Below are 23,221 nucleotides of genomic sequence, written 5' to 3'. Positions count from 1 at the left end.
CACACCATTTATAAATAGTTACTCAAAATAAAAGCATAAGTAGTCACAAAGTTAAATTTGCGTTATTGTAAATTTACTGACTAGCTATTAAGCAAATCAGTGCAAGTGAATCCACTGAGTAACATCAGTATCCACTTTTGTGTAATGCATCTGTGACTATTCGCCCGTTTTAGACGGGCTTTTTTTTGTCCGAAATTTACAATTTGATTACACAAACAAAAAAATCCCGCCTATTCTTATACTTGTAACATTATCACTGCTTAATACTGAACAGAAAAGTTCACGGCAGTTCACTACTCAATATTATTTTGGGGAGGAGCTCACGTAAAAATAGATATTTACTGAAGAAAGTGCTTAGAACAGCACAAATATCTAATTAACGTCAACGCTACTGCATATAACTCCATGCTTATCACAATTATTATCTCGGAGTTTTTCTATAATATGCAGGCTAGGTAAATATAAGGATAATTAAGAATGAGACTGTTTAAGCGCTATACACCGAGTATGATTGCTAAACATGTAAGTCGACTTTTCAAAGGACGAATCTACATTTACGGCGTAGGAAAATTTGAGTTTGATAACGGTAAGCTAGTGCTACCAGACCGAGCAGAAAAACGTCACTTTCAAACAGTGAAAGAAATAAATAGTGAAATCATGAAACTGCGCTGCGCGTACGCATGACCTGATTATCTACAGAATTAAAAACAAAAAGGGTTGGCATTATGCCAACCCTTTTTTCGTACCAATTTTCGTATCAATGATGATTCGATATACCACCAGAACACTATGTCATTATCGATGAGTCACTGGACGCTTAGCTAAGTCAGGAAGATTGCCAGACAAACCCAGTGCGCGCTTCATGATCTCATCTTTCGCACCCGGTAATTGGCCCGCAAGCTTCATACCAATGCCACGAATCAGCTTCTTAGCTGGGTTATCGCCTTCAAACAGATCTTTAAAGCCCTGCATTGAAGCAATCATTTTCGCCGCCTCTGCTTTTCTCCAGCGCTCGTAGCCGCGAAGATTACGCTTGGTGCCAATGTCTTCACCCGCAGACCATAGCTTTAACAGCTCTTGCGCTAGGCTTGCTGCGTCTAATAGGCCAAGGTTCACGCCCTGCCCTGCTAATGGGTGAATGGTATGAGCAGCATCACCAACCAAAGCCACACGCTCTACCGCAAAGTCACGCGCATAACGCATGCGCAGTGGGAAGGCAAAACGGTCACCAACCACTTCACATAAGCCCAGCTTTGCATCGAACTCAGCTGTTAACTGCTTGTTGAATTCAGCATCCGACATTGATACGAGGTTCTCGGCACGATTTGGTTCCGTAGACCAAACAATCGAGCTCATGTTGCTTGGTTGCATTGGTAGGAATGCCAATGGGCCTTGAGGCGTGAAGATTTGACGAGCAACGCTGTGGTGCGGCTCTGTGGTTTTGATGTTCGCGACAATCGCACTGTGTCCGTAATCCCAATGTGTTAATGGGATATCTTGCTGCTTACGAACCCAAGAGTTTGCGCCGTCTGCTCCAACAACTAACTTAGCTGTCAGTGCTTGACCATTGTCCAATATTAACCAAGCTTCACTTTCACCAATCGCCATCGTTTTACACGTTGCGGGCATATACAGGCTGACGTTGTCTTGTTTCTTAACCTGATCAAGCAGCGCTAATTGAATCACACGGTTTTCAACGATATGACCAAGATTAGGCTGAGCCAAGCGTGTCGAGTCAAACTCAATACGAGCGAAACTGTCTTGTTCCCACACTTCCATCGCTTGATACGGTGCAGCGCGTCTTTGTTCGATACCTTGCCATGCACCTAGGTTACGAAGAATCACTTCACTAGAACGACTCAACGCGGATACACGCACATCAGGCAGCTCACTCAGCCCTTCACTAGGCGCTCTGCCTTCAATGACAGCGATTCTTAGGTCACTGTCTTTTAGGGCAGCAGCAAGCGCTAGGCCAACCATGCCACCACCAACAATCGCGATATCAACACTTTGCATCATTATTTATTACCTTATCTTTCTACTAGGCCAAGCGTATGACGCAAAAGTGGACCTTTAAGTGGTGGAAGGTTATCTATTACGGCTAACCCAAGATTACGCCCAATGCGAGCGGTCATATAATCGTTTGAGAACAGGTGAACTAGGCTTGAAGTCAACGTGATCGTTGCGTCTCGGTCTTGTTCTCTACGCTTTCTAAAGTTAACAAGACCACGGTAACGACCTACATCATCTAACTGGGTACACAACTCTTCTGCCAAGGAAGCCACATCTCGGATGCCTAGGTTAAAGCCTTGCCCCGCAATTGGGTGAAGCGTTTGAGCAGCATTACCAACAATGGCAAATCGATGAGAGATATTTTGCTGTCGGTGACGAAGAATCAGAGGGTAACTCGCGCGCTTGCCGACCTTCTCTAATCGGCCAAGTCGCCAGCCAAAGTCATTCTGCAATTGCTCAAGAAATTCATTGTCGTTTAGCGTCATCACTTTTTGTGCTTGCTCTGGTGTTAAACACCAAACCAGCGATAAACGGTTGTCACTCATCGGTAATAGAGCAACTGGCCCATGATGGGTAAAACGCTCAAATGCGCGACCTTGGTGAGGTTCACTCGCCACAATATTGGCAATCACAGCGACTTGCTCAAAGTCATGCTCACTCAATGAGATATTGAGCTGTTGGCAACAGGTTGAGATTGCACCGTCAGCAGCAACCAGTAACTTAGTGGTTACTGTTTGCCCACTTGTCAGTTCAATCGTCGTCAACGCTTCTTCACGTTCAACTTTACTAACAGACTCAGGACAAAGCATGGTAATTGCCGCTTCTGATTCAAGTTTCTGCTGATAGATTCGACCCACATCTGCTAACTCGACCACGTAGCCAAGCGCATCTACAGCAAGTTCTTCACTGTAGATGTCTGTCATTCCGGCATGCCCGCGATCCGAAACATGGATATCTTTAATCGGGGTCGCGACCGGAGCGATAGATTGCCATAAGCGCAAAGAATCCAGGATCTGCACTGTGCCATAGGACAAAGCAATCGAACGAGAATCAAACCTAGGGTGAGCTTGATGATCAACCTGATAAGGCTCCACTACCGCAATCGACAGTGAACCTTGGCTTAGGTGATTCAAAGCAAGGGCTAAGGTTGCCCCTGCCATTGCGCCACCAGCAATTACAACATCATACTGAGCCATCATAACCTCAAACCGGCCAACGAATTAATGAATGGTAGGCGCCGCATCTTCAGATGGGCGAGCACCAAATTCAGCATGAATCGTTAGTGCACACGCTTTTACGTGCTCAATAACGTGCTCTAGAAGCTGCGCTTGCTCTTCCAGATCATCATCTTCGTCAATGCCTAGCTTGGCCATCTCTTCTAGATCAACTAATGCTTCTTTTGTACTGTCAGACGCTTTGTTCAATTGAGCGCCAACCAAGCCTAGACCAGAAATGAAATGGTTAATCCAATCAGACACACCATCAGCCAAGTCAAATAGGCTTGCGCTTGCGTCTTCGTCCGGCAGCAGCATAGACAGTTCCATGCCTGAGCCTGTGATTTCACTGGTTGTGACTTTCAGTGTTGCTTCCGCAAGCGTTAGCGCGCGATCTGGCCAGCCCATACCTTCATTGGTGTAATCGAAGATCAGTGGTTGCCAGCTTTTATCTGCAAGGTTTAAGCCTCCGCTTAACATACCCGTTAATAAACCATGCATCTCAGCAGGGGTTACGGCTAGACTTGCCGATTGAAGTTCAGTCGCAACCGTTAGGTAGTCAGGTAAAGTAGTTTCGCTCATCAGATAGCTCGCTCAGTTATTCTTTATATCGATAGTATAATCGTACCACTTCACCCCAATTCTGGTAAGCATCGATCCCCAGCAATTGAAGGATGACTGACTACCAATTGTTCAATTTGCTGAATTACTGTGTGCTCAAGCTCTCATTTACAAACAGTCACTCTGAAAAGCTTGAATCTTAATAGCGGTTTACCTATAGTTTCTCCCTCAGAGGAGATTGCTTCCTCATCGGTACTTGCACTTTTTCTTTCTCAAAAAATGGCGAAGGGCAACAGCCTTAAAATAGCGCGTTAAAGAGTTCATCCATCATGAGTAATCAAGCGGTAGACGTTGAAATATTAGGAAAACTGACTCGAGTGAATTGTCCACCAGGGCAAGAAGAGTCATTGATTGCAGCGGCGGCCGATCTTGATAATCGATTGAAAGAGATGGCTGAACGTACTAAGGTAACCAATGAAGTGAAGCTGCTGACTATCGCAGCTCTGAATATTTGCTACGAATTACAAACCAAGAAGTTTGAAGCAAATGATGAACAAAACGCACTGACCGAGCGAATGGAACAGCTCACGACATCACTTTCAGATGTCCTCAGTAAAGTTAAGCACGGACAGCAATAGCGTACACAAAATTTACCCTGGAGTGTTTGTCAGAGGATTCACGTCCCCGAGCCGATAAGCAATCCCTAAGGGTTAGTACTTGAGTGCTATTGAGCATGCTCGGCCCGACCGAGAAGCCTACGGTAATCATTGCTGATCCGCCTTGAACTCGCTGGTTCAAGGGCCATCTATTCTCAACGGCACTTTGGGGTATCCCTTCTTATGAAGACGCTCACACGCAGCGAATTTCGCAAACAGATCCGTATCAAACGCAATGCCTTATCTGGCGACCAACAAACTCAATCCGGTATCGACTTAGTTAAGCAGTGCATGCAGCTTGATGAAATTCAGTCTGCTCAGCATATTGCCCTCTATATCTCTATCGATGGCGAACTCGATACTCAGCCTTTAATCGAATGGTTATGGGCGCAAGGTAAGCAAACTTATTTACCAGTATTGCACCCCTTCTCTGCCGGGCACCTGCTGTTTTTACACTACTCGCCAACCACACCGACGGTCTTGAATAAGTACGGTATTGTCGAACCTCAGCTCAATCAAATGCTGGTTAAACCTTGTCAGCAACTCGACCTTATTCTTACGCCCCTTGTCGGCTTTGACTCCCATGGCCATCGTTTAGGTATGGGCGGCGGATATTACGATCGCACCTTGGCAAAGTGGTTCGAGACGGGCGAAGGTGCAGCTCCTATTGGTTTGGCTCATGATTGCCAACATGTTGATACGCTACCGATTGAAGAATGGGACATTCCGTTACCTAAAATCGTGACTCCGAGTAAAACTTGGCAATGGGAAAACAACCATTAAAGCGCTATAATCGCGCCGCAAACGTTAACCTCGATATATAAACGTTAACTTCAATACGCGAACGATTAATTCAAAGCGCAAGACCTTATTCAGGAGAATGGCATGACTCAAGATGAAATGAAAAAAGCAGCTGGCTGGGCAGCACTTCAATATGTTGAAGAAGGCAGCATTGTAGGTGTAGGTACTGGCTCTACAGTAAATCACTTCATCGACGCACTTGGCACAATGAAAGACAAAATCAAAGGTGCGGTTTCAAGCTCTGTAGCCTCTACTGAAAAACTAGAAGCACTAGAAATCAAAGTATTTGAGTGCAACGACGTATTCAAACTAGACATCTATGTTGATGGCGCAGACGAGATTAACGCTTCACGCGATATGATCAAAGGCGGCGGCGCTGCTTTGACTCGTGAAAAAATCGTAGCGGCTATCTCTGATAAGTTTGTGTGTATTGTTGACGGCACTAAAGCAGTTGATGTGTTGGGTAAATTCCCACTGCCTGTTGAAGTAATCCCAATGGCACGTTCATACGTGGCACGTGAGTTGGTTAAGCTTGGTGGTGACCCAGTTTACCGCGAAGGCTGCACAACCGATAACGGCAACGTGATCCTAGATGTGTACGGCATGGCGATCGAAAACCCGAAACAACTAGAAGATATCATCAATGGTATAGCTGGTGTGGTGACGGTTGGTCTGTTCGCTCACCGTGGTGCTGATGTGGTTATCACCGGCACGCCTGAAGGTGCAAAAATCGAAGAATAAATAATAGAAGATTGAGTTTTTCTGTTACTTCATTACATACGGTGCCCTAGGGCGCCGTTTTTTTTGCTTTATTGCTGTAAAATTATGTCTTATTCCGTAATTTTCTTACCCAAAACATTTTTTTTTTGTTACTTTATTGTTCAGAAGACGCACAGGGAAAACGTTTGTCTCCTAACAAAGTGGTGAATTTGTTCCCCTTTCAGCCATTTTGTAGCACGTGCGCCGCATTTGCCCAACCTTTCCATTTTAAGGACGAGAACAATGGCCAAAGTTTCACTGGAAAAAGAAAAAATTAAAATTCTACTTCTAGAAGGTCTTCACCCTTCTTCTGTAGAAGTACTGCAAGCCGCTGGTTACACAAACATTGAGTACCACAAAGGCTCGCTACCGGAAGATGAACTTCTTGAAGCAGTAAAAGATGCTCATTTCATTGGTATTCGTTCTCGCACTAATATCTCCCAAGAAGTTATTGATGCAGCTGAAAAGCTGGTTGCCGTCGGTTGTTTCTGTATTGGTACTAACCAAGTCAACCTTCAAGCAGCAGCAAAACGCGGTATCCCTGTGTTCAACGCACCGTTCTCAAACACTCGAAGCGTTGCTGAGCTCGTTCTTGGTCAGGTTCTATTGCTACTACGTGGCATTCCAGAAAAGAACGCGCTTGCACACCGTGGCATCTGGAAAAAGAGTGCCGACAACTCTTACGAAGCCCGTGGTAAGCGTTTAGGTATTATTGGCTACGGTCACATCGGTACTCAACTGGGTATTATTGCTGAAAACCTTGGCATGCGTGTTTACTTCTACGACATTGAAAACAAACTGTCTCTGGGTAACGCAACGCAAGTTCATACCATGACGGAATTACTGAACAAGTGTGACGTAATCTCTTTGCATGTACCTGAAACCAACGAAACAAAAGACATGATGGGTAAAGAAGAGTTCGAGCGCATGAAGCCTGGTTCTATCTTTATCAACGCAGCTCGTGGCACGGTAGTCGATATTCCTGCTCTGTGTGGCGCTCTGGAGTCTGGACACCTTGCAGGTGCGGCTATTGATGTTTTCCCAACAGAACCAAAAACCAATGCAGACCCGTTTGAGTCTCCATTAATGCAGTTCGATAACGTGATCCTAACGCCTCACGTGGGTGGTTCAACTCAAGAAGCACAAGAGAACATTGGTGTTGAAGTTGCTGGTAAGCTAGCGAAATACTCTGATAACGGCTCTACGCTATCAAGTGTTAACTTCCCTGAGGTATCACTACCACTGCATACTGGAACGTCTCGTTTATTACACATTCACGAAAACCGCCCAGGCATCCTAACTCAGATCAACACCATCTTCGCTGAGGAAGGGATCAACATCGCGGGTCAATACCTACAGACTGCGGCTGATATGGGTTATGTCGTTATCGATGTAGAAGCCGATCGCTCTGAAGAAGCACTGCTTAAACTGAAAGAGATCGAAGGCACAATCCGTGCTCGTCTTCTTCACTAATCATCGCACTCAAAATGCATAAAAAAGGCTCTCATCATGAGAGCCTTTTTAGCATTTGGCCTATCGTAGGTAATTAGGTCGTCATGATCCAAAACCTTCTATAGCACTGTCATTACTCTTCGATCTGGTAGATCACATTCACGCGATCACGAATGGTGATCGTTGAGTCTTCATAAGAGTTCGATTCTGTTCTTGCATCCATCGCCATTGAACGCATGAGTACTGGCTGAGAAGATTGGGCGTTGTAATCCACGCGCCATACATCACCTAACTCGCGCTCAAAACCACTCGCCAATGATTTAGCTTTTGATGTCGCATCTTTAATGGCTTCTAAGCGCGCTTGCTCTTGATACTTAGCTTGGTCGCGAACTTGCAGTTGGATGTTGTCGATCTGATTAATGCCTTCTCCAATCGCAATATCCATGTACTCATTAAGATTAGCTAGCTCAGTCACTTGAACGGTCACATTACGTGAGGCGCGGTAGCCAACCAGTTCCGGTTTGCCATCTTTCGGGTAATGATATTGAGGAGATAAATACAGGTTAGAGCTGTGTACACTCGCCTCATCAACACCAGCTTGATGCAGCTTGTTTAGAAAGCCTGTCACGACTTTATCAACGGTATTTTTAGCCTGTTCAGCAGTCATCGTCGATTCCACGACTCTCACAGAGAATGTCGCCATATCAGGTGTAGCGATCACTTCACCATAGCCTGTCGTTGAAATATGAGGAAAGGATGGAGAGTCAGCCAATGATGGAAAACTCACAGCACTCAACGCCGCAGTAAGAGTAAGAGACGTTGCTAACATCTTTGGTACAAGCTTCATTAGGTATGACCTATGCTAAACAAATGTCCTTTCATCATAGAGCAATTTATCGTTTAGCCAATCCAGAGCACACACTTCTAACAGAACTTTGACGCTGAAAAAACCAACAGTTTACTGAGGTAAGTGATTGTGAGCAAAACTCAATATTGCTTGGGATACCTCTTTTAATACTCCGCTCTCAAGCTGCCAATGGTGCCAATAGATGCGATAAGAGAGCAGAAAGCCAGGGGTAATATCAATCAGAGCACCAGACTCGAGCTCATCGATAATCTGTAATCGGGGGATCAAGCAATAGGCTACACCCGATAATGCCAAGCGCACAAATGCTTCTGAACTGCCGACTGTATGATTGATCACACTGTCTCTCGGGACGTTAAAATGATCATGCAGAAACTTCTTATGCAGATCATCGTATTGATCATAGGAAACCGCAGGTGCTTTGCTTAAGGTGGCGTAGTTTACGCCCTCTGCAAAGTAACGCTGATGAAAGTCAGGGCTAGCCACGCACACATAATCCATCCTACCGAGATAGTCAGCACTGCAGCCAGGAATCGCTTGAGACTCCAAACTGATTGCACCGGCCACCTCGCCACTTTTAATCTTTTCAATGGTTCTCGACTCACCATGAATCGCGAGGTTCAACTCGACTTGGCGAGACTTAATCACATCCGACAAAGCTGGTAGCAACCATGTCGCCAAACTATCAGCGTTGGTGGCTATGGATATCGATAGTGGTTGATTACCCTCTTCATTCATCAACTCAGGCACAAGCTCGTGCTCTAACAAACGAACACGGCGATATAAGCCCAGTAGTTTTTTACCCGCAGGCGTTGGCCTAGGCGGGCTTTCTCTCACCAAGGCTGGCTGAGCCAACCACTTTTCCAGCTGTTTGATGCGTTGAGATACCGCCGACTGGGAGATATATAACTGCTCAGCAGCCCTTTCGAAACTACGTTGTTTTACTACAGCATCCAGTGCTTCAATCCATTTATAATCCAATCCGCGCATCAATTTGCTTCCTTTTTAAGCTAACTCATCACCACATTAGCAACTCTAATAATGGATTAAAATCATTAATTATACTTATTTAAAGGGTCAGAGTATCTTCGCCATATAGCACGTAAATATCGTTAAATAAGTGGAGGTTAAAATGAGTTTTTGGGTTTTATTACAAGGTTTTGGTCTAGGGGCAAGTATGATTATCCCTATTGGCGCTCAGAATGCGTACGTCCTAAATCAAGGGATAAAACGCAATCATCATTTAACGACAGCAACGATTTGTAGCCTGCTCGATACTCTGTTTATCTCATTAGGCATTTTTGGCGGCGGAGCGATCTTGTCGCAAAATGAATTACTGCTTACCTCAGTGACACTAGGTGGCATCGCTTTTCTGACTGTGTATGGTTTGCTCTCACTACGCAGTGCATTCAAAGTGCGCACCAGTGATGAGTCGAAAGGTGAGATATTAGCGCGTGGCAAGCGCACCGTTATTTTAGGGGCATTGGCAGTAACAGTATTAAACCCACATCTCTATTTGGATACCGTGGTAATTCTTGGATCCATTGGTGGGCAATTTGAAGGCAACGACAGAATTGCATTTGCTATGGGGACTATATTGGCTTCGTTCGTCTGGTTCTATTCTTTGTCATTAGGCGCTGCAAAACTAGGCCCGACGCTATCTAAACCTAAGGTTAAGAAAGGCATTGATATCGCAGTCGCAACCATGATGTTCGCCATAGCAACGGTGCTTACCGATGGACTTATTGAGCAATACTGGTAAATCTATTTAGCTTCATGAAACCAACAAAAAAGGCGGATAACCTAAGTTATCCGCCTTTCCTTATAAAAGCTTATAGTTATAAAAACTAACTAGGAATTAAGCTTCTACTTTATTCATGTGTACATCCATTTGCGGGAATGGAATTTCGATACCCTCGTTATCCAAGCCTTCTTTGATTGCTTGCATCAGGTCGAAATAAACATTCCAGTAGTCAGCAGTGCTAACCCATGGACGAACAACGAAGTTAACTGAAGAATCAGCAAGCGTATGAACACCAACTTGAACGCCAGGTTCTTTCAGTACACGCTCATCAGATTCACAGATCTTAGTCAGTAGCGCTTTTGTCTTCTGAAGATCAGCGTTGTAAGAAACACCAATCATTAGATCAATACGGCGCGTCGCATGACGAGAATAGTTTGTGATTGGGCTGCCGATAACGCTACCGTTAGGTACTACAACCATTTTGTTGTCTGGCGTTGTTAGAACCGTTTGGAAGATTTGAATAGAATCAACTGAACCTGCCACACCACCAATTTCCACATAGTCACCAGACTTAAATGGACGGAATGCAACGATAAGTACACCAGCAGCAAAGTTAGATAGTGAGCCTTGTAGTGCAAGACCAACGGCTAAACCAGCCGCACCAATAACAGCAACTACAGATGCCGTTTGAACACCTAAACGACCAAGTGCAGCAATTAAAACAATCACAAACAACAAGTAACGAACTAAACCATGGACGAACTCCACAACTGCTCGGTCCATTTTCTTCTTCTGAAGAACCTTAGACACGCTATTCGCTACTGCTTTAACAATAAGGTTACCAATAAATAGAATTATCAGTGCTGAAATGATATTTACGCCATATTGGATAAATAAATCTGAATTATTTGTTAACCACTGCTCTGCTTGAGACAAACCATCCACAAGTGGAGTCTCAATCGCTGTCGAACTATCAGCCATAATGTGCATCCTCTATATAATATGCTATGGGCTAAACTGCCTTAAGCCTCATTTACTCTGCAATATAATAAACAGTGTAATTACCGTTAAGTCATTGTGTTAAAAGTAAATTAAAGCCAAGTCCTTTTTATAAACTGAACCAAGTTCAGTTTTTCGGCACGATATCCTATCTTTGACAGATTGCAAAGTCATATTTATGTAAGCTTTTGAATTATTAAAACTTACCGATAAACACAAATACCGATAACTAAAAGACTACGAAATTTATTCACCGCACGCTAGGTTTTTCACATATTTAGTACAATTTTTTATCAGATATAAAAAAACCCGCTCAATGAGCGGGTTTTTAAAACTTAAAGAGTACTTAATTCAAAGAATTATAGTACGTCTACAGCGTTAAGGTCAGCAAATGCTTTCTCTAGACGAGCAACCATTGAAGCTTGACCAGCACGTAGCCATACGCGTGGATCGTAGTACTTCTTGTTTGGAGCAGCTTCGCCAGTTGGGTTGCCGATTTGACCTTGTAGGAAATCGAAGTTGTCAGCAGAGTACTGACGGATACCGTCCCAAGTTGCCCACTGTGTATCAGTATCGATGTTCATTTTGATAACACCGTAGCCGATAGACTCTTGGATTTCTGCTTCAGAAGAACCAGAACCACCGTGGAATACGAAGTTTAGAGCGTTAGGTGCGATACCGAACTTCTCTGCACAGTATGCTTGAGAGTCACGTAGGATAGTTGGAGTAAGTACAACGTTACCAGCTTGGTAAACACCGTGTACGTTACCGAAAGATGCAGCGATAGTGAAACGTGGGCTAACAGCCATTAGTTTCTCGTAAGCGTATGCTACGTCTTCTGGAGAAGTGTAAAGCTCAGATGCGTCCATATCAGAGTTATCAACGCCGTCTTCTTCACCACCAGTACAACCAAGTTCGATCTCGATTGTCATGTTCATTTTAGCCATGCGCTCTAGGTACTTAGCACATGTTTCGATGTTCTCTTCTAGAGACTCTTCAGAAAGGTCTAGCATGTGAGAAGAGAATAGAGGCTTACCAGTTTGTGCGAAGAACTCTTCACCAGCGTCTAGTAGACCGTCGATCCATGGAAGAAGTTTCTTAGCAGCGTGGTCAGTGTGCAGGATAACTGGAACACCGTAAGCTTCAGCTACAGCGTGTACGTATTTTGCACCAGCTACAGCGCCAAGAACTTGTGCGCCTTGACCTTCAAGTTTAACGCCTTTACCTGCGAAGAATGCAGCGCCGCCGTTAGAGAACTGAACAACTACTGGAGCTTTAACTTTAGCAGCTGCTTCTAGTACTGCGTTTACAGAGTCAGTACCAACAACGTTTACAGCAGGAAGAGCAAATTTGTTTTCTTTTGCTACTTCAAATACTTTCTGTACGTCATCGCCAGAAATCACACCAGGTTTTACAAAATCGAAGATCTTAGACATGGAAATAGTCCTATTTATTCTATCGTTTTAAGATTAAAAAACTTAAGTTTAAAAACTTGCAATCGTTTGCTCACAACTTATGCCATTCTAGCAAAAAAGTGTGATATGCAGCAAACGTTAAAAGGCGAGATTCACATCTCGCCTTTCTAAATCAATTATGCTTTAGCACGCTCTTCAAGCATTGCTACTGCAGGAAGTACTTTACCTTCAACGAATTCAAGGAAAGCGCCACCGCCAGTAGAGATGTAAGAAACGTCAGCTTTGATACCGAACTTATCGATAGCTGCTAGCGTGTCACCACCACCTGCTACAGAGAAACCTGCAGACTCAGCGATTGCTTTAGAGATACCAGCTGTACCCGCTTCGAAGTTCTTGAATTCGAATACGCCTACAGGGCCGTTCCAAAGGATTGTTTTCGCGTTGCCGATGATTTCAGCTAGTGCCGCAGTTGAATCTGGACCAAGGTCGAAGATCATGTCGTCGTCTTGAACTTCAGAAACGTGCTTGATTTCAGCTTCTGCGTTTTCGTCGAATGCTTTAGCACATGCAACGTCAGTTGCTACTGGGATAGCACACTCTTTCATTAGCTTTTGAGCCGTTTCAACTAGGTCAGCTTCGTATAGAGACTTACCTACGTTGTGGCCTTCAGCAGCGATGAATGTGTTCGCGATACCACCACCAACAACAAGCTGGTCAGCAATTTTAGAAAGAGATTCTAGAACGGTTAGTTTAGTAGAAACTTTAGAACCACCAACGATAGCCACTAGTGGGCGAGCTGGGTTGTCCATTGCTTTACCAAGCGCTTCAAGCTCAGCAGCTAGAAGAGGGCCAGCACATGCTACAGGAGCGTAAGTACCAACGCCGTGTGTAGAAGCTTGAGCACGGTGAGCTGTACCGAATGCATCCATTACAAAGATGTCACATAGTGCAGCGTATTGCTTAGAAAGTGCTTCTTCGTTCTTCTTCTCGCCTTTGTTGAAACGAACGTTTTCAAGAACAACAAGTTCACCAGCGTTTAGCTCTAGGCCGTTTACGTAATCTTTAGCTAGTTTAACTTCGCAGTCTAGTGCGTCGTTTAGGTAGTTAACTACAGGAGCTAGAGAGAACTCTTCGTTGTATTCGCCTTCAGTAGGACGACCAAGGTGAGAAGTAACCATTACCTTTGCGCCAGCTTCTAGGCAAAGTTTGATAGTTGGTAGAGATGCAAGGATACGTGCATCTGAAGTTACTTTACCGTCTTTTACTGGTACGTTTAGGTCAGCACGGATAAATACGCGTTTACCTGCAAGTTCCAGGTCAGTCATCTTGATCACAGACATGATTTGTCCTCTCAAATTTAAATAAATATAAAGTTTTGGAAACTCAGCAACCCTGCTAAGCCTATAAATTATTCAACTGGTAATTCTTTCACTACTAATAATATGTGGACTCTTAGTATTTATTTCAAGCTAAAAAATAAATAATCCGCACATTTGCTTCTAGGTCTTACTTCTTGCCTTCAGAAGCTTGCATTGCAAGAACCGTATCCAGCATTCGGTTCGCAAAGCCCCATTCATTATCACACCACACTAGCATTTTAACTAAGTGGCCGTTGCTCACTCGCGTTTGTGAACCATCAACGATTGCGCTATGGGGATCGTGATTAAAGTCGATGGAAACGAGCGGCGCTTCAGTATAGTCAACTATATTGTGTAATGTACACTGGGATGCATTAACAATGGTTTGATTTACGTCATTAACTTTCACATTTGCATTAATTGTGACACTTAAATCCATCGCTGTTACGTTTACCGTCGGCACACGCACAGATATAGCTTCAAATTTGTTGGAAAATTTCGGGAAGATTCTTTCAATACCTTTATGCAACTTGGTATCGACAGGAATGATCGATTGGCTTGCTGCTCGAGTACGACGCAAATCGCTGTGGTACGCATCGATAACTTGTTGATCATTCATTGAAGAGTGAATAGTCGTAATCGTACCGGACTCGATACCAAAGGCGTCATCAAGAACCTTAATGATAGGGACAATACAGTTGGTGGTGCACGAACCATTGGAAACGATTTGGTGGTCCGCTTCGATGGTATCGTGGTTCACACCATAGATAATGGTGTTATCGAGGTCATTGGCACCGGGGTGAGAAAACAGTACCTTTTTCGCCCCTGCAGCAATGTGCGCGAGGCCGTCATCTCGGCAACCATAAACACCGGTACAATCGAGAACGATATCCACCTCAAGGTCACGCCAAGGCAACAGCTCAATATCAGCAAGATGTAAGATACGAATGGTATCAAACTCACCCTTGTCTTCAGCACCAATGCCATGATGGACATAAATGTGCTCTTGATCGTTAGAGATTTTCTTACCGAAGCGGCCGTGACTGGTGTCGTACTGCAATAGGTGAGCCATAGCGTCAGGCTGAGCAAGCTCATTGACCGCTACTACTTTGATTTGTTGGCTTTTGCCACTTTCATAGACAGCGCGCAATACATTACGCCCTATTCGTCCAAATCCATTTATCGCGACTTTTAGCATAGTTCCGTACATCTAACCAAAATTTCGTGCAACAGATGATAACTGAATCCTACCCAAAAGGCATTACTTGAATAACTCAGCTTGTTCATGACAGATTGATCTGTTGCTTATAGAGATGAGTCTAGGAGAAACAAATCCCAGAGACAAAAAACCGAGCTCAGCGCTCGGTTTTTTTATTCATTTCATTGTTAGCACTAAGCTAGCAATCAATGATTAAGCAAGAAGCTCTTTCGCGGTGTTTACTACGTTTTCAGTAGTGAAACCGAACATCTTGAATAGCTCGCCTGCTGGTGCAGATTCGCCGAACGTTGTCATACCTATGATCTTGCCACCGAAACCAACGTACTTGTACCAGAAGTCAGCGATGCCAGCTTCTACTGCGATACGAGCAGTAACGTCAGATGGAAGTACAGACTCACGGTATTCAGCATCTTGCTTGTCGAACGCGTCAGTTGCAGGCATAGATACTACGCGTACTGCTTTACCTTCAGCGGTTAACTGTGCAGCAGCTTCAACAGCAAGCTCAACTTCAGAACCTGTTGCAATGATGATTAGCTCAGGCTTGCCTTCACAATCTTTCAGGATGTAACCACCCTTAGCGATGTTAGCTACTTGCTCAGCATTACGATCTTGTTGTGCAAGGTTTTGACGAGAGAAGATTAAAGATGAAGGACCATCTTTACGCTCAATAGCCAGTTTCCAAGCAACAGCAGACTCAACTTGGTCACATGGGCGCCATGTGCTCATGTTTGGCGTTAGACGTAGAGAAGCGATCTGTTCAACCGGTTGGTGAGTAGGACCATCTTCGCCTAAGCCGATAGAGTCGTGCGTGTAAACTTGGATGTTCTGAACTTTCATCAGAGCAGCCATACGCATTGCGTTACGCGCGTATTCCATGAACATTAGGAACGTTGCGCCGTATGGTACGAAACCACCGTGCAGAGCGATGCCGTTCATGATAGCCGTCATACCGAATTCACGTACACCGTAGTGGATGTAGTTACCAGAGAAGTCAGTTGCTTCAAGAGACTTAGAGCCAGACCACATAGTTAGGTTGGAAGGCGCTAGGTCAGCAGAGCCGCCCATGAATTCTGGAAGCATTTGACCAAACGCTTCTAGAGCATTTTGAGATGCTTTACGTGAAGCAATGTTTGCAGGGTTAGCTTGAAGATCAGCAATGATTGCGTTTGCTTTCTCTTCCCATTGTGCTGGAAGTTCACCGTTAGTACGACGTTTGAATTCTGCTGCTAGCTCTGGGTAAGCCGCTGCGTATGCGTCAAACTTAGCATTCCACGCAGCTTCTTTTGCTGCGCCCGCTTCTTTCGCATTCCACTCAGCTGCGATATCTGCTGGGATTTCGAAAGGACCGTGTTCCCAACCAAGTGCTGCTTTAGTTGCTGTAATTTCATCAGCACCTAGTGGAGCGCCATGGCAGTCGTGCGTACCAGCTTTGTTTGGAGAACCAAAACCGATGATAGTTTTAGTACAGATAAGCGTTGGACGAGGGTCTGCTTTAGCTGCTTCGATAGCTGCATTGATTGCTTCCGGATCGTGACCGTCTACTGCTGGGATTACGTGCCAGCCGTATGCTTCAAAACGCTTAGGAGTATCGTCAGAGAACCAACCTTCCACTTCACCATCGATAGAGATACCGTTGTCATCCCAGAAAGCAACTAGCTTACCAAGACCTAGCGTACCAGCTAGTGAACATGCTTCGTGAGAGATACCTTCCATCAGACAGCCATCACCCATGAATGCATAAGTGTAGTGGTCTACGATGTCGTGGCCTTCTTTGTTGAACTGTGCAGCCAGTGCTTTCTCTGCCATTGCCATACCAACAGCGTTAGTGATGCCTTGACCTAGAGGACCCGTCGTTGTCTCGATACCAGGAGCGTAACCGTACTCTGGGTGACCAGGAGTCTTAGAGTGCAGTTGACGGAAGTTTTTCAGATCTTCAATTGAAAGCTCGTAGCCTGCAAGGTGAAGCAGAGAGTAAATCAACATTGAACCATGGCCGTTAGACAGGATAAAACGGTCGCGGTCAGCCCACTCTGGGTTTGCTGGGTTGTGGTTCAAGTGGCCACGCCAAAGAACTTCAGCGATGTCAGCCATACCCATAGGTGCGCCTGGGTGGCCTGAATTTGCTTGTTGAACACCGTCCATGCTAAGTGCGCGGATTGCATTGGCTAGATCTTTACGAGAAGGCATGTCTGCTCCTGGATACATAAGCGATTTAAAAAAGAGATAGTGCTAATGTTTTCATTTTAATTAGCGCGGGTATTCTCTCAAACGACTATTGCGACTGCAAACGTTTTACTGGCATTTTAACGGTCATTTTTCGCAATTTTCGAACATTTACATCACTTGGCAGTGGCTTATCTCAATCGATACGCAAACGATTAGTTATGACATATCATAAAAAAGAGCTTGTAATTCGACCGCTGGAATTTAGAATAGCCGTCTAGATGTAGAAACACCTACAAAATATACTGTATTTAATGGCGCGCTTCCTAGCTTGCGACGCCATAAACTATTTACACCAAAAACTAAAAGTGGAGCTCTCATGGCTAAGCACCTATTCACTTCTGAATCTGTTTCAGAAGGCCATCCAGATAAAATTGCAGACCAAATCTCTGATGCTGTTCTTGATGCCATCTTGGAACAAGATCCAAAAGCACGTGTTGCTTGTGAGACTTACGTTAAAACCGGCATGGTTATGGTTGGCGGTGAAGTAACAACGTCTGCATGGGTTGATATCGAAGAAATCACTCGTGAAACAGTACGTGAAATTGGTTACGTTCATTCTGATATGGGCTTTGACGCTGACTCTTGTGCTGTTCTAAACACAATTGGTAAGCAGTCTCCAGACATCAACCAAGGTGTTGATAAAGAAGACCCTAAAGAGCAAGGCGCAGGCGACCAAGGCATCATGTTTGGTTACGCGACTAACGAAACACCAATCCTAATGCCGGCTCCAATTACTTACTCTCACCTTCTTGTTAAGAAGCAAGCTGAAGTACGTAAGAGCGGTAAACTTGACTTCCTTCGCCCTGATGCGAAATCTCAAGTTACGTTCCAATACGACCAAGGTAAAATCGTTGGTATCGACGCTGTTGTTCTTTCGACTCAACACTGCGATTCAGTAACAACACCGGATCTACGTGAAGCAGTAATGGAAGAGATCATCAAACCAGTACTTCCTGCTGAGTGGATCAACAAAGACACTAACTTCTTCATCAACCCAACAGGCCGTTTCGTAATCGGTGGCCCAATGGGTGACTGTGGTCTAACAGGTCGTAAGATCATCGTTGATACCTACGGCGGCGCAGCTCGTCACGGTGGCGGTGCATTCTCTGGTAAAGATCCATCAAAAGTTGACCGTTCTGCAGCTTACGCGGCTCGTTACGTTGCGAAAAACATCGTTGCTGCTGGCATGGCTGACCGTTGTGAGATTCAACTGTCTTACGCTATCGGTGTTGCTGATCCAACATCTATCATGGTTGAAACGTTTGGTACTGAAAAAGTAGCTCACGAAATTATCATTGAAGCAGTTCGTCAAAACTTCGACCTACGTCCATACGGTCTTCAAGAGATGTTGAACCTTCTTCAGCCTATCTACAAGCAGACTGCTGCATACGGCCACTTCGGTCGTGAAGAGTTCCCTTGGGAAGCGACTGACAAAGCAGCAATCCTTGCGGACTTCGCTGGCCTAAAATAATTTAGCCACTGCGATTTGTTTCTTTAAAGCCCTTACTTCTTAGTAAGGGCTTTATTTTTATGTACTTACCTTACTTTCACTCGCCATTCTCTTCTCTAATGCCCTTCTTTACCGTTAACCACTTAGTATAAAAAACCGCTGATAATTTGTGTTTTCTAACACTACTGACAATAGTTAAGGTAACTCCTAAGAGATCAAGCTCACATTTAACTTAAATTAATTCAGCCTGATAACGCTCGTTAAATGCACGCTAGAACAAAAACTGGGATGACAAAGAGCAATTTAGCTCAACACCATAACTCTCACACAAGCCACATCGATGAGCCTTATGGAATTATAACTAGGACGTTATTTAACTAGGGGGATCTATGCCTCGTACCGCGCACCCATCCGAACTGAACGATAAAAAACACAAGGTCAGCGATAAGGATTACGCTCGCACCATTCCTTGTAACCAAATCAGTATTTCCGCACCCTTTCATTGGTTGTCGCTTGCTCTGCATGACTTAGTAAGAATGCCATTAATCAGCGCATTCTACGGTTTGTGCTTTATGGGAGCGGCAATCGCCATTGTTCAGCTTGTCCAATGGCAAGGAACACACTTGGTCGTAATGCCAAGCCTGATCGTGTACATGCTAATAGGGCCGTTTCTTGCTCTGGGCTTGTATGACGCCGCTTGGGAAAGAGAAAAAGGCCACAACGCAAGCCTACTGCACTCGATGAAAGCCATCACTCGCAACTCCACCCACCAATGGGCCTTTGCGATCGTATTGATGGTTGCGATGATATTCTGGATGCGTATCGCTGCGTTATTGCACGCGCTCTACCCTTCAGTGCAAGGCGCACCACTGGCTGAGTTCGCTCCCTTCTTAATTACGGGTTCTGTGATTGGTTTTGTTATCGCAAGCCTCATATTTAGCATCTCAGCATTTTCAATTCCGTTAATGATGGAGAGACGCGTTGATGTGATGAGTGCAATTTTCACTAGCTTTAATGCCGTGAAATCGAACATTCCTGCAATGGTGGTTTGGGCAAGTATTATTTGTGCCGGTATTCTGGTGGGTTTTGCCACCTACGGCATCGGAATGATCGTCACCATGCCGCTACTTGGTTATGGTACATGGCACGCTTATCACGAGATCATTAAGAAAAAACATCACGTGTAAAGCATCGCTAGATCAAAAAGCAATGTTATGATGAGGCCTTGGCTTAAACGCTGAGGTCTTTTATTTGGAGTTAACAACGTTTGTCTTACACCCCGCAACAACACCGAGCAAATAAGAAATTGGCCGAATGCCTAGCTATCGCAAATCAACATTTCTCTCGTGAATTTCCACACCCAACTATCACCTTCAAGTTAAGAGGCAAAGCGGCGGGAAAGGCCTACCTTCAGCTCAACGAAATTAAGCTCAACCACGTACTATTTTCTGAAAATGAAGATGCCTTCATCAACGAGGTTGTGCCACATGAACTCGCACACCTGATCACGCATCAGGTTTTCGGACGTGTTAGGCCTCACGGAAACGAGTGGAAATACGTGATGGAAAAAGTATTCAACGTGCCAGCCAGAACAACTCACAGCTTTGAAATCGCGTCAGTTCAAGGGAAAACCTTTGAATATCGATGTGAGTGCACCACTTACCCATTATCAATCAGACGACACAACAAAGTACTTCGGAATCAATCGACCTACCGCTGCCAATTGTGCCAGCAAACCTTAGCTTTCACGGGAACTCAACTAAGCTAGTGACAGGTTGATTTACTCGGTAGAACAAATCTAATAGAGAGATCTAACATTTGAGTGCTAGACTGATGTTTATCATACTTTTATCAGTCTTTTTCTATGCAAAAACTCACCTTCAAAGCATTTGGCCTACCTGTATCTTTTTACTTAACAATAGTATTTGGCCTACTGGTAACCCAAAGCGTTCTCGCCGCACCACCGAGCTCATTTTCCAAAGCAAAAAGAGAAGCGGTGAAGATTTACCTCGACCATCCGACTTCATTTTATTGCGGCTGTGACATTACATGGAAGGACAAAAAGAAAGGCATTCCCGACCTTGATGGCTGTGGCTATCAAGTCCGAAAACAACAAAAGCGGGCGAGTCGAATTGAGTGGGAACACGTGGTTCCAGCTTGGCAATTTGGCCACCAGCGTCAGTGTTGGCAAGATGGTGGGCGCAAGAACTGCACTCGCAATGACAAAATATTCAAATCCATGGAAGCCGACCTTCACAACCTAACTCCGGCCATTGGCGAGGTTAACGGTGATCGCTCCAACTACAACTTCAGTCAGTGGAATGGCATGGATGGTGTGAGCTATGGTCAGTGTGAAATGCAGGTCAACTTCAAGCAGCGTAAAGTTATGCCGCCAGACAGAGCAAAAGGCTCTATCGCGCGTACTTACCTTTACATGAGCCAAGAGTATGGTTTCAAACTATCTAAGCAACAAACCAACCTAATGATGGCGTGGAACAAGCAATTTCCTGTCGACAAGTGGGAATGTACTCGTGATGAGCGAATCTATGCCATCCAAGGTAATCACAACCCATTTGTTTACCCTGCTTGTAAATAACGTCGCTCGTACAATCAACATTCCTAACTATCTCAAACAAGAGTTTCAGAATTGCCCCTGAAACTCTTGCTCTACCCTTGTTTTTTCAACTAAAAGCATCCATGTTAGGCAGAGACAAAATACCCAAATGAACATATTTATAGGTTTACCAGCATGAGAATCCCTCGTATTCATCACCCAGAACGCATTCATCAGTTAGGTTCACTCGCTTTAGGCGAAGATGCCGCGGGTCATGTTGGTCGTGTCCTTCGCATGAAAGAAGGCCAAGAAGTCCTTCTATTTGATGGCAGTGGCGCTGAATTCCCTGCGACGATAGCCGAAGTATCAAAGAAAAATGTCACCGTTAATGTTTCTGAACGCATCGAACGCAGCAGCGAATCTCCGTTAGACTTACATTTAGGCCAAGTGATTTCACGTGGCGACAAAATGGAGTTCACGATTCAGAAATCGGTTGAGCTTGGTGTGAACACCATTACCCCTTTAATTTCAGAGCGCTGTGGCGTTAAGCTTGATACAAAACGCTTCGAGAAAAAACTCGCACAGTGGCAAAAGATTGCTATCGCGGCGTGTGAACAGTGTGGCCGCAATACGGTTCCAGTCATTCGCCCTATCATGCAACTTGAAGAGTGGTGTAGCGAACCGAGTGAAGCATTAAAGCTGAACTTACATCCTCGTGCAAAATACTCAATTAATACCCTTCCAGAACCTATCAGTAAGGTACGCCTATTGATCGGCCCTGAAGGTGGCTTGTCGGCTGAAGAAATCGGCATGACAGAACAATACAAATTTGAAGAGACGCTACTCGGCCCACGTGTACTTCGTACCGAAACAGCAGCTCTAACCGCAATTACTGCCTTACAAGTCCGTTTTGGCGATCTAGGCTAGGAGAAAAAAATGATCAAACTTGGCATCGTAATGGATCCAATTTCATCCATTAACATCAAAAAAGACTCTAGCTTTGCCATGATGCTTGAAGCTCAGCGTCGTGGTTACGAAATCCATTACATGGAAATGGATGATCTACATTTAGATCAAGGCGTAGCCATTGCTGACACTAAGGTTGTTGAACTAAAAGAAGATCCAAACGGTTGGTACGAGTTCAAATCAGAACAGACTATCGCGCTATCCGATTTAGATGCGGTACTAATGCGTAAAGATCCTCCGTTTGATACTGAGTACATCTACGCAACTTACATTCTTGAGCGTGCTGAAGAGAACGGCGCACTGATCGTCAACAAACCACAAAGCCTACGTGACTGTAACGAGAAGTTGTTCACGGCATGGTTCCCTGAACTGACACCGACCACCATCGTGACTCGTAAAGCTGAAAAAATTAAAGCGTTCCGAGAAGAACACGGCGACGTGATTCTAAAACCACTTGATGGCATGGGCGGCGCGTCTATCTTCCGTGTGAAAGAAGGCGATCCAAACGTATCAGTTATTATTGAAACCTTGACCAACCACGGTCAGAACTACGCAATGGCACAAACTTTTGTTCCAGACATCAGCAATGGTGATAAGCGTATTCTTGTGGTTGACGGTGAGCCAATGCCTTACTGTCTAGCGCGTATTCCTGCAAAAGGGGAAACTCGAGGTAACCTTGCTGCTGGCGGTACAGGTGAAGCTCGTCCTCTAAGTGAAACAGACTGGGCTATCGCAAGAGCAGTTGCTCCAGCACTGAAAGAGAAAGGCTTAATCTTTGTTGGGCTTGATGTTATCGGCGACAAGCTGACTGAAATTAACGTGACTAGCCCTACTTGTATCCGTGAAATTGAAGCCGCTTTTAATATTTCAGTTACAGGTAAATTAATGGATGCAATTGAGCGTCGCGTTAACGCTAAATAGCCTAAACTAAAGAAAGCCTTAGCTATTCGAAAACACAGAAATATCTAG

Annotated in this window: 22 protein-coding genes and 1 other RNA gene; 13 read left to right on the top strand and 10 right to left on the bottom strand. The window is 44.7% G+C overall.

All coding sequences use genetic code 11. The features are described from left to right. The first annotated feature begins 477 nt into the window (after positions 1 to 477). Positions 478 to 684 carry a DUF1107 domain-containing protein gene (locus AB6D58_RS10275; protein ID WP_009847660.1) on the top strand — a complete coding sequence of 69 codons (207 nt, stop codon included), beginning with the start codon at positions 478 to 480 and terminating at the stop codon, positions 682 to 684. Between the two features lie 111 nt (positions 685 to 795). Here the strand turns inward: AB6D58_RS10275 and AB6D58_RS10270 are convergent, their stop codons facing one another. Genes AB6D58_RS10270 through AB6D58_RS10260 form a run of 3 tightly spaced genes read right to left on the bottom strand, consistent with a single transcriptional unit; the run spans position 796 to position 3,809 of the window. Further along, the gene (locus AB6D58_RS10270; protein ID WP_136981611.1) at positions 796 to 2,019 is read right to left on the bottom strand and encodes an FAD-dependent 2-octaprenylphenol hydroxylase; all 1,224 of its coding nucleotides are present in this window, start codon (positions 2,017 to 2,019) and stop codon (positions 796 to 798) included. Positions 2,020 to 2,030: 11 nt separating this feature from the next. Continuing rightward, a complete protein-coding gene (ubiH, locus tag AB6D58_RS10265; RefSeq protein ID WP_136981669.1) occupies positions 2,031 to 3,209 on the bottom strand; it encodes a 2-octaprenyl-6-methoxyphenyl hydroxylase in 1,179 nt (392 codons plus the stop codon). Positions 3,210 to 3,233: 24 nt separating this feature from the next. Further along, positions 3,234 to 3,809 carry a YecA family protein gene (locus AB6D58_RS10260; RefSeq protein ID WP_136973763.1) on the bottom strand — a complete coding sequence of 192 codons (576 nt, stop codon included), beginning with the start codon at positions 3,807 to 3,809 and terminating at the stop codon, positions 3,234 to 3,236. A 308-nt stretch (positions 3,810 to 4,117) separates the two neighbouring features. On the opposite strand from AB6D58_RS10260, the gene zapA reads away from it, so the two are divergent. From zapA to serA, 5 genes are all read left to right on the top strand, one after another. Then, positions 4,118 to 4,426 (top strand): cell division protein ZapA, encoded by a 309-nt coding sequence (gene zapA, locus AB6D58_RS10255; protein WP_004735366.1) that lies wholly within the window; start codon positions 4,118 to 4,120, stop codon positions 4,424 to 4,426. Between the two features lie 11 nt (positions 4,427 to 4,437). Then, positions 4,438 to 4,621: non-coding RNA, 6S RNA (gene ssrS, locus AB6D58_RS10250), on the top strand. 6 nt (positions 4,622 to 4,627) lie between these two features. Beyond that, positions 4,628 to 5,227 (top strand): 5-formyltetrahydrofolate cyclo-ligase, encoded by a 600-nt coding sequence (locus AB6D58_RS10245; protein ID WP_017059056.1) that lies wholly within the window; start codon positions 4,628 to 4,630, stop codon positions 5,225 to 5,227. Positions 5,228 to 5,329: 102 nt separating this feature from the next. Then, positions 5,330 to 5,986, top strand: a complete 657-nt coding sequence (rpiA, locus tag AB6D58_RS10240; protein ID WP_048605825.1) for a ribose-5-phosphate isomerase RpiA — start codon at positions 5,330 to 5,332, stop codon at positions 5,984 to 5,986. 261 nt (positions 5,987 to 6,247) lie between these two features. Continuing rightward, entirely contained in the window at positions 6,248 to 7,477 is a 1,230-nt protein-coding gene (gene serA, locus AB6D58_RS10235) for a phosphoglycerate dehydrogenase (protein WP_017059058.1), read from the top strand. A 112-nt stretch (positions 7,478 to 7,589) separates the two neighbouring features. Here serA and AB6D58_RS10230 read toward each other — a convergent pair whose 3' ends face one another. Together AB6D58_RS10230 and AB6D58_RS10225 are read right to left on the bottom strand one after the other, a co-directional pair. Further along, positions 7,590 to 8,303 carry an oxidative stress defense protein gene (locus AB6D58_RS10230; RefSeq protein WP_017059059.1) on the bottom strand — a complete coding sequence of 238 codons (714 nt, stop codon included), beginning with the start codon at positions 8,301 to 8,303 and terminating at the stop codon, positions 7,590 to 7,592. A 111-nt stretch (positions 8,304 to 8,414) separates the two neighbouring features. Continuing rightward, positions 8,415 to 9,311 (bottom strand): LysR family transcriptional regulator ArgP, encoded by an 897-nt coding sequence (locus AB6D58_RS10225; RefSeq protein WP_017068706.1) that lies wholly within the window; start codon positions 9,309 to 9,311, stop codon positions 8,415 to 8,417. Positions 9,312 to 9,453: 142 nt separating this feature from the next. Between AB6D58_RS10225 and AB6D58_RS10220 the strand changes: the two genes are divergently transcribed. Next, positions 9,454 to 10,083, top strand: coding sequence for a LysE/ArgO family amino acid transporter (locus tag AB6D58_RS10220; protein ID WP_017059061.1), 630 nt, complete (start codon positions 9,454 to 9,456; stop codon positions 10,081 to 10,083). 96 nt (positions 10,084 to 10,179) lie between these two features. Here AB6D58_RS10220 and mscS read toward each other — a convergent pair whose 3' ends face one another. The 5 genes from mscS to tkt form a co-directional block, all read right to left on the bottom strand. Further along, entirely contained in the window at positions 10,180 to 11,046 is an 867-nt protein-coding gene (gene mscS, locus AB6D58_RS10215; protein ID WP_017063201.1) for a small-conductance mechanosensitive channel MscS, read from the bottom strand. Between the two features lie 377 nt (positions 11,047 to 11,423). Next, positions 11,424 to 12,500, bottom strand: a complete 1,077-nt coding sequence (gene fbaA / locus AB6D58_RS10210) for a class II fructose-bisphosphate aldolase (protein WP_010435694.1) — start codon at positions 12,498 to 12,500, stop codon at positions 11,424 to 11,426. Between the two features lie 155 nt (positions 12,501 to 12,655). Further along, entirely contained in the window at positions 12,656 to 13,819 is a 1,164-nt protein-coding gene (locus AB6D58_RS10205) for a phosphoglycerate kinase (RefSeq protein ID WP_017059064.1), read from the bottom strand. A gap of 166 nt (positions 13,820 to 13,985) precedes the next feature. Continuing rightward, complete coding sequence (gene epd, locus AB6D58_RS10200; protein ID WP_032545627.1) at positions 13,986 to 15,035, bottom strand: erythrose-4-phosphate dehydrogenase; 1,050 nt, start codon at positions 15,033 to 15,035, stop codon at positions 13,986 to 13,988. 213 nt (positions 15,036 to 15,248) lie between these two features. Then, positions 15,249 to 17,243: a transketolase gene (gene tkt / locus AB6D58_RS10195; protein WP_102394120.1), complete on the bottom strand. Its 1,995-nt coding sequence runs from the start codon at positions 17,241 to 17,243 to the stop codon at positions 15,249 to 15,251. A gap of 355 nt (positions 17,244 to 17,598) precedes the next feature. Here tkt and metK point away from each other — a divergent pair, with 355 nt between their 5' ends. The 6 genes from metK (at position 17,599) to gshB (ending at position 23,173) form a co-directional block, all read left to right on the top strand. Beyond that, on the top strand, positions 17,599 to 18,753 hold the full coding sequence (gene metK, locus AB6D58_RS10190; protein WP_017062234.1) for a methionine adenosyltransferase: 1,155 nt from the start codon (positions 17,599 to 17,601) through the stop codon (positions 18,751 to 18,753). A gap of 368 nt (positions 18,754 to 19,121) precedes the next feature. After that, entirely contained in the window at positions 19,122 to 19,919 is a 798-nt protein-coding gene (locus AB6D58_RS10185; RefSeq protein WP_017067802.1) for a DUF2189 domain-containing protein, read from the top strand. An 80-nt stretch (positions 19,920 to 19,999) separates the two neighbouring features. Next, the gene (locus AB6D58_RS10180; RefSeq protein ID WP_017062236.1) at positions 20,000 to 20,500 is read left to right on the top strand and encodes a SprT family zinc-dependent metalloprotease; all 501 of its coding nucleotides are present in this window, start codon (positions 20,000 to 20,002) and stop codon (positions 20,498 to 20,500) included. 96 nt (positions 20,501 to 20,596) lie between these two features. After that, the gene (locus tag AB6D58_RS10175) at positions 20,597 to 21,328 is read left to right on the top strand and encodes an endonuclease (RefSeq protein WP_017063198.1); all 732 of its coding nucleotides are present in this window, start codon (positions 20,597 to 20,599) and stop codon (positions 21,326 to 21,328) included. A gap of 153 nt (positions 21,329 to 21,481) precedes the next feature. Then, positions 21,482 to 22,213, top strand: a complete 732-nt coding sequence (rsmE, locus tag AB6D58_RS10170) for a 16S rRNA (uracil(1498)-N(3))-methyltransferase (RefSeq protein ID WP_017062238.1) — start codon at positions 21,482 to 21,484, stop codon at positions 22,211 to 22,213. Positions 22,214 to 22,222: 9 nt separating this feature from the next. Then, positions 22,223 to 23,173 carry a glutathione synthase gene (gene gshB / locus AB6D58_RS10165; protein WP_372157195.1) on the top strand — a complete coding sequence of 317 codons (951 nt, stop codon included), beginning with the start codon at positions 22,223 to 22,225 and terminating at the stop codon, positions 23,171 to 23,173. Positions 23,174 to 23,221 lie beyond the last annotated feature (48 nt).

This window comes from Vibrio sp. 10N.239.312.D08, from assembly GCF_041466145.1.
GTDB classification, from domain to species: domain Bacteria; phylum Pseudomonadota; class Gammaproteobacteria; order Enterobacterales; family Vibrionaceae; genus Vibrio; species Vibrio crassostreae_C.
This window is presented reverse-complemented; position numbering and strand designations above follow the sequence as displayed.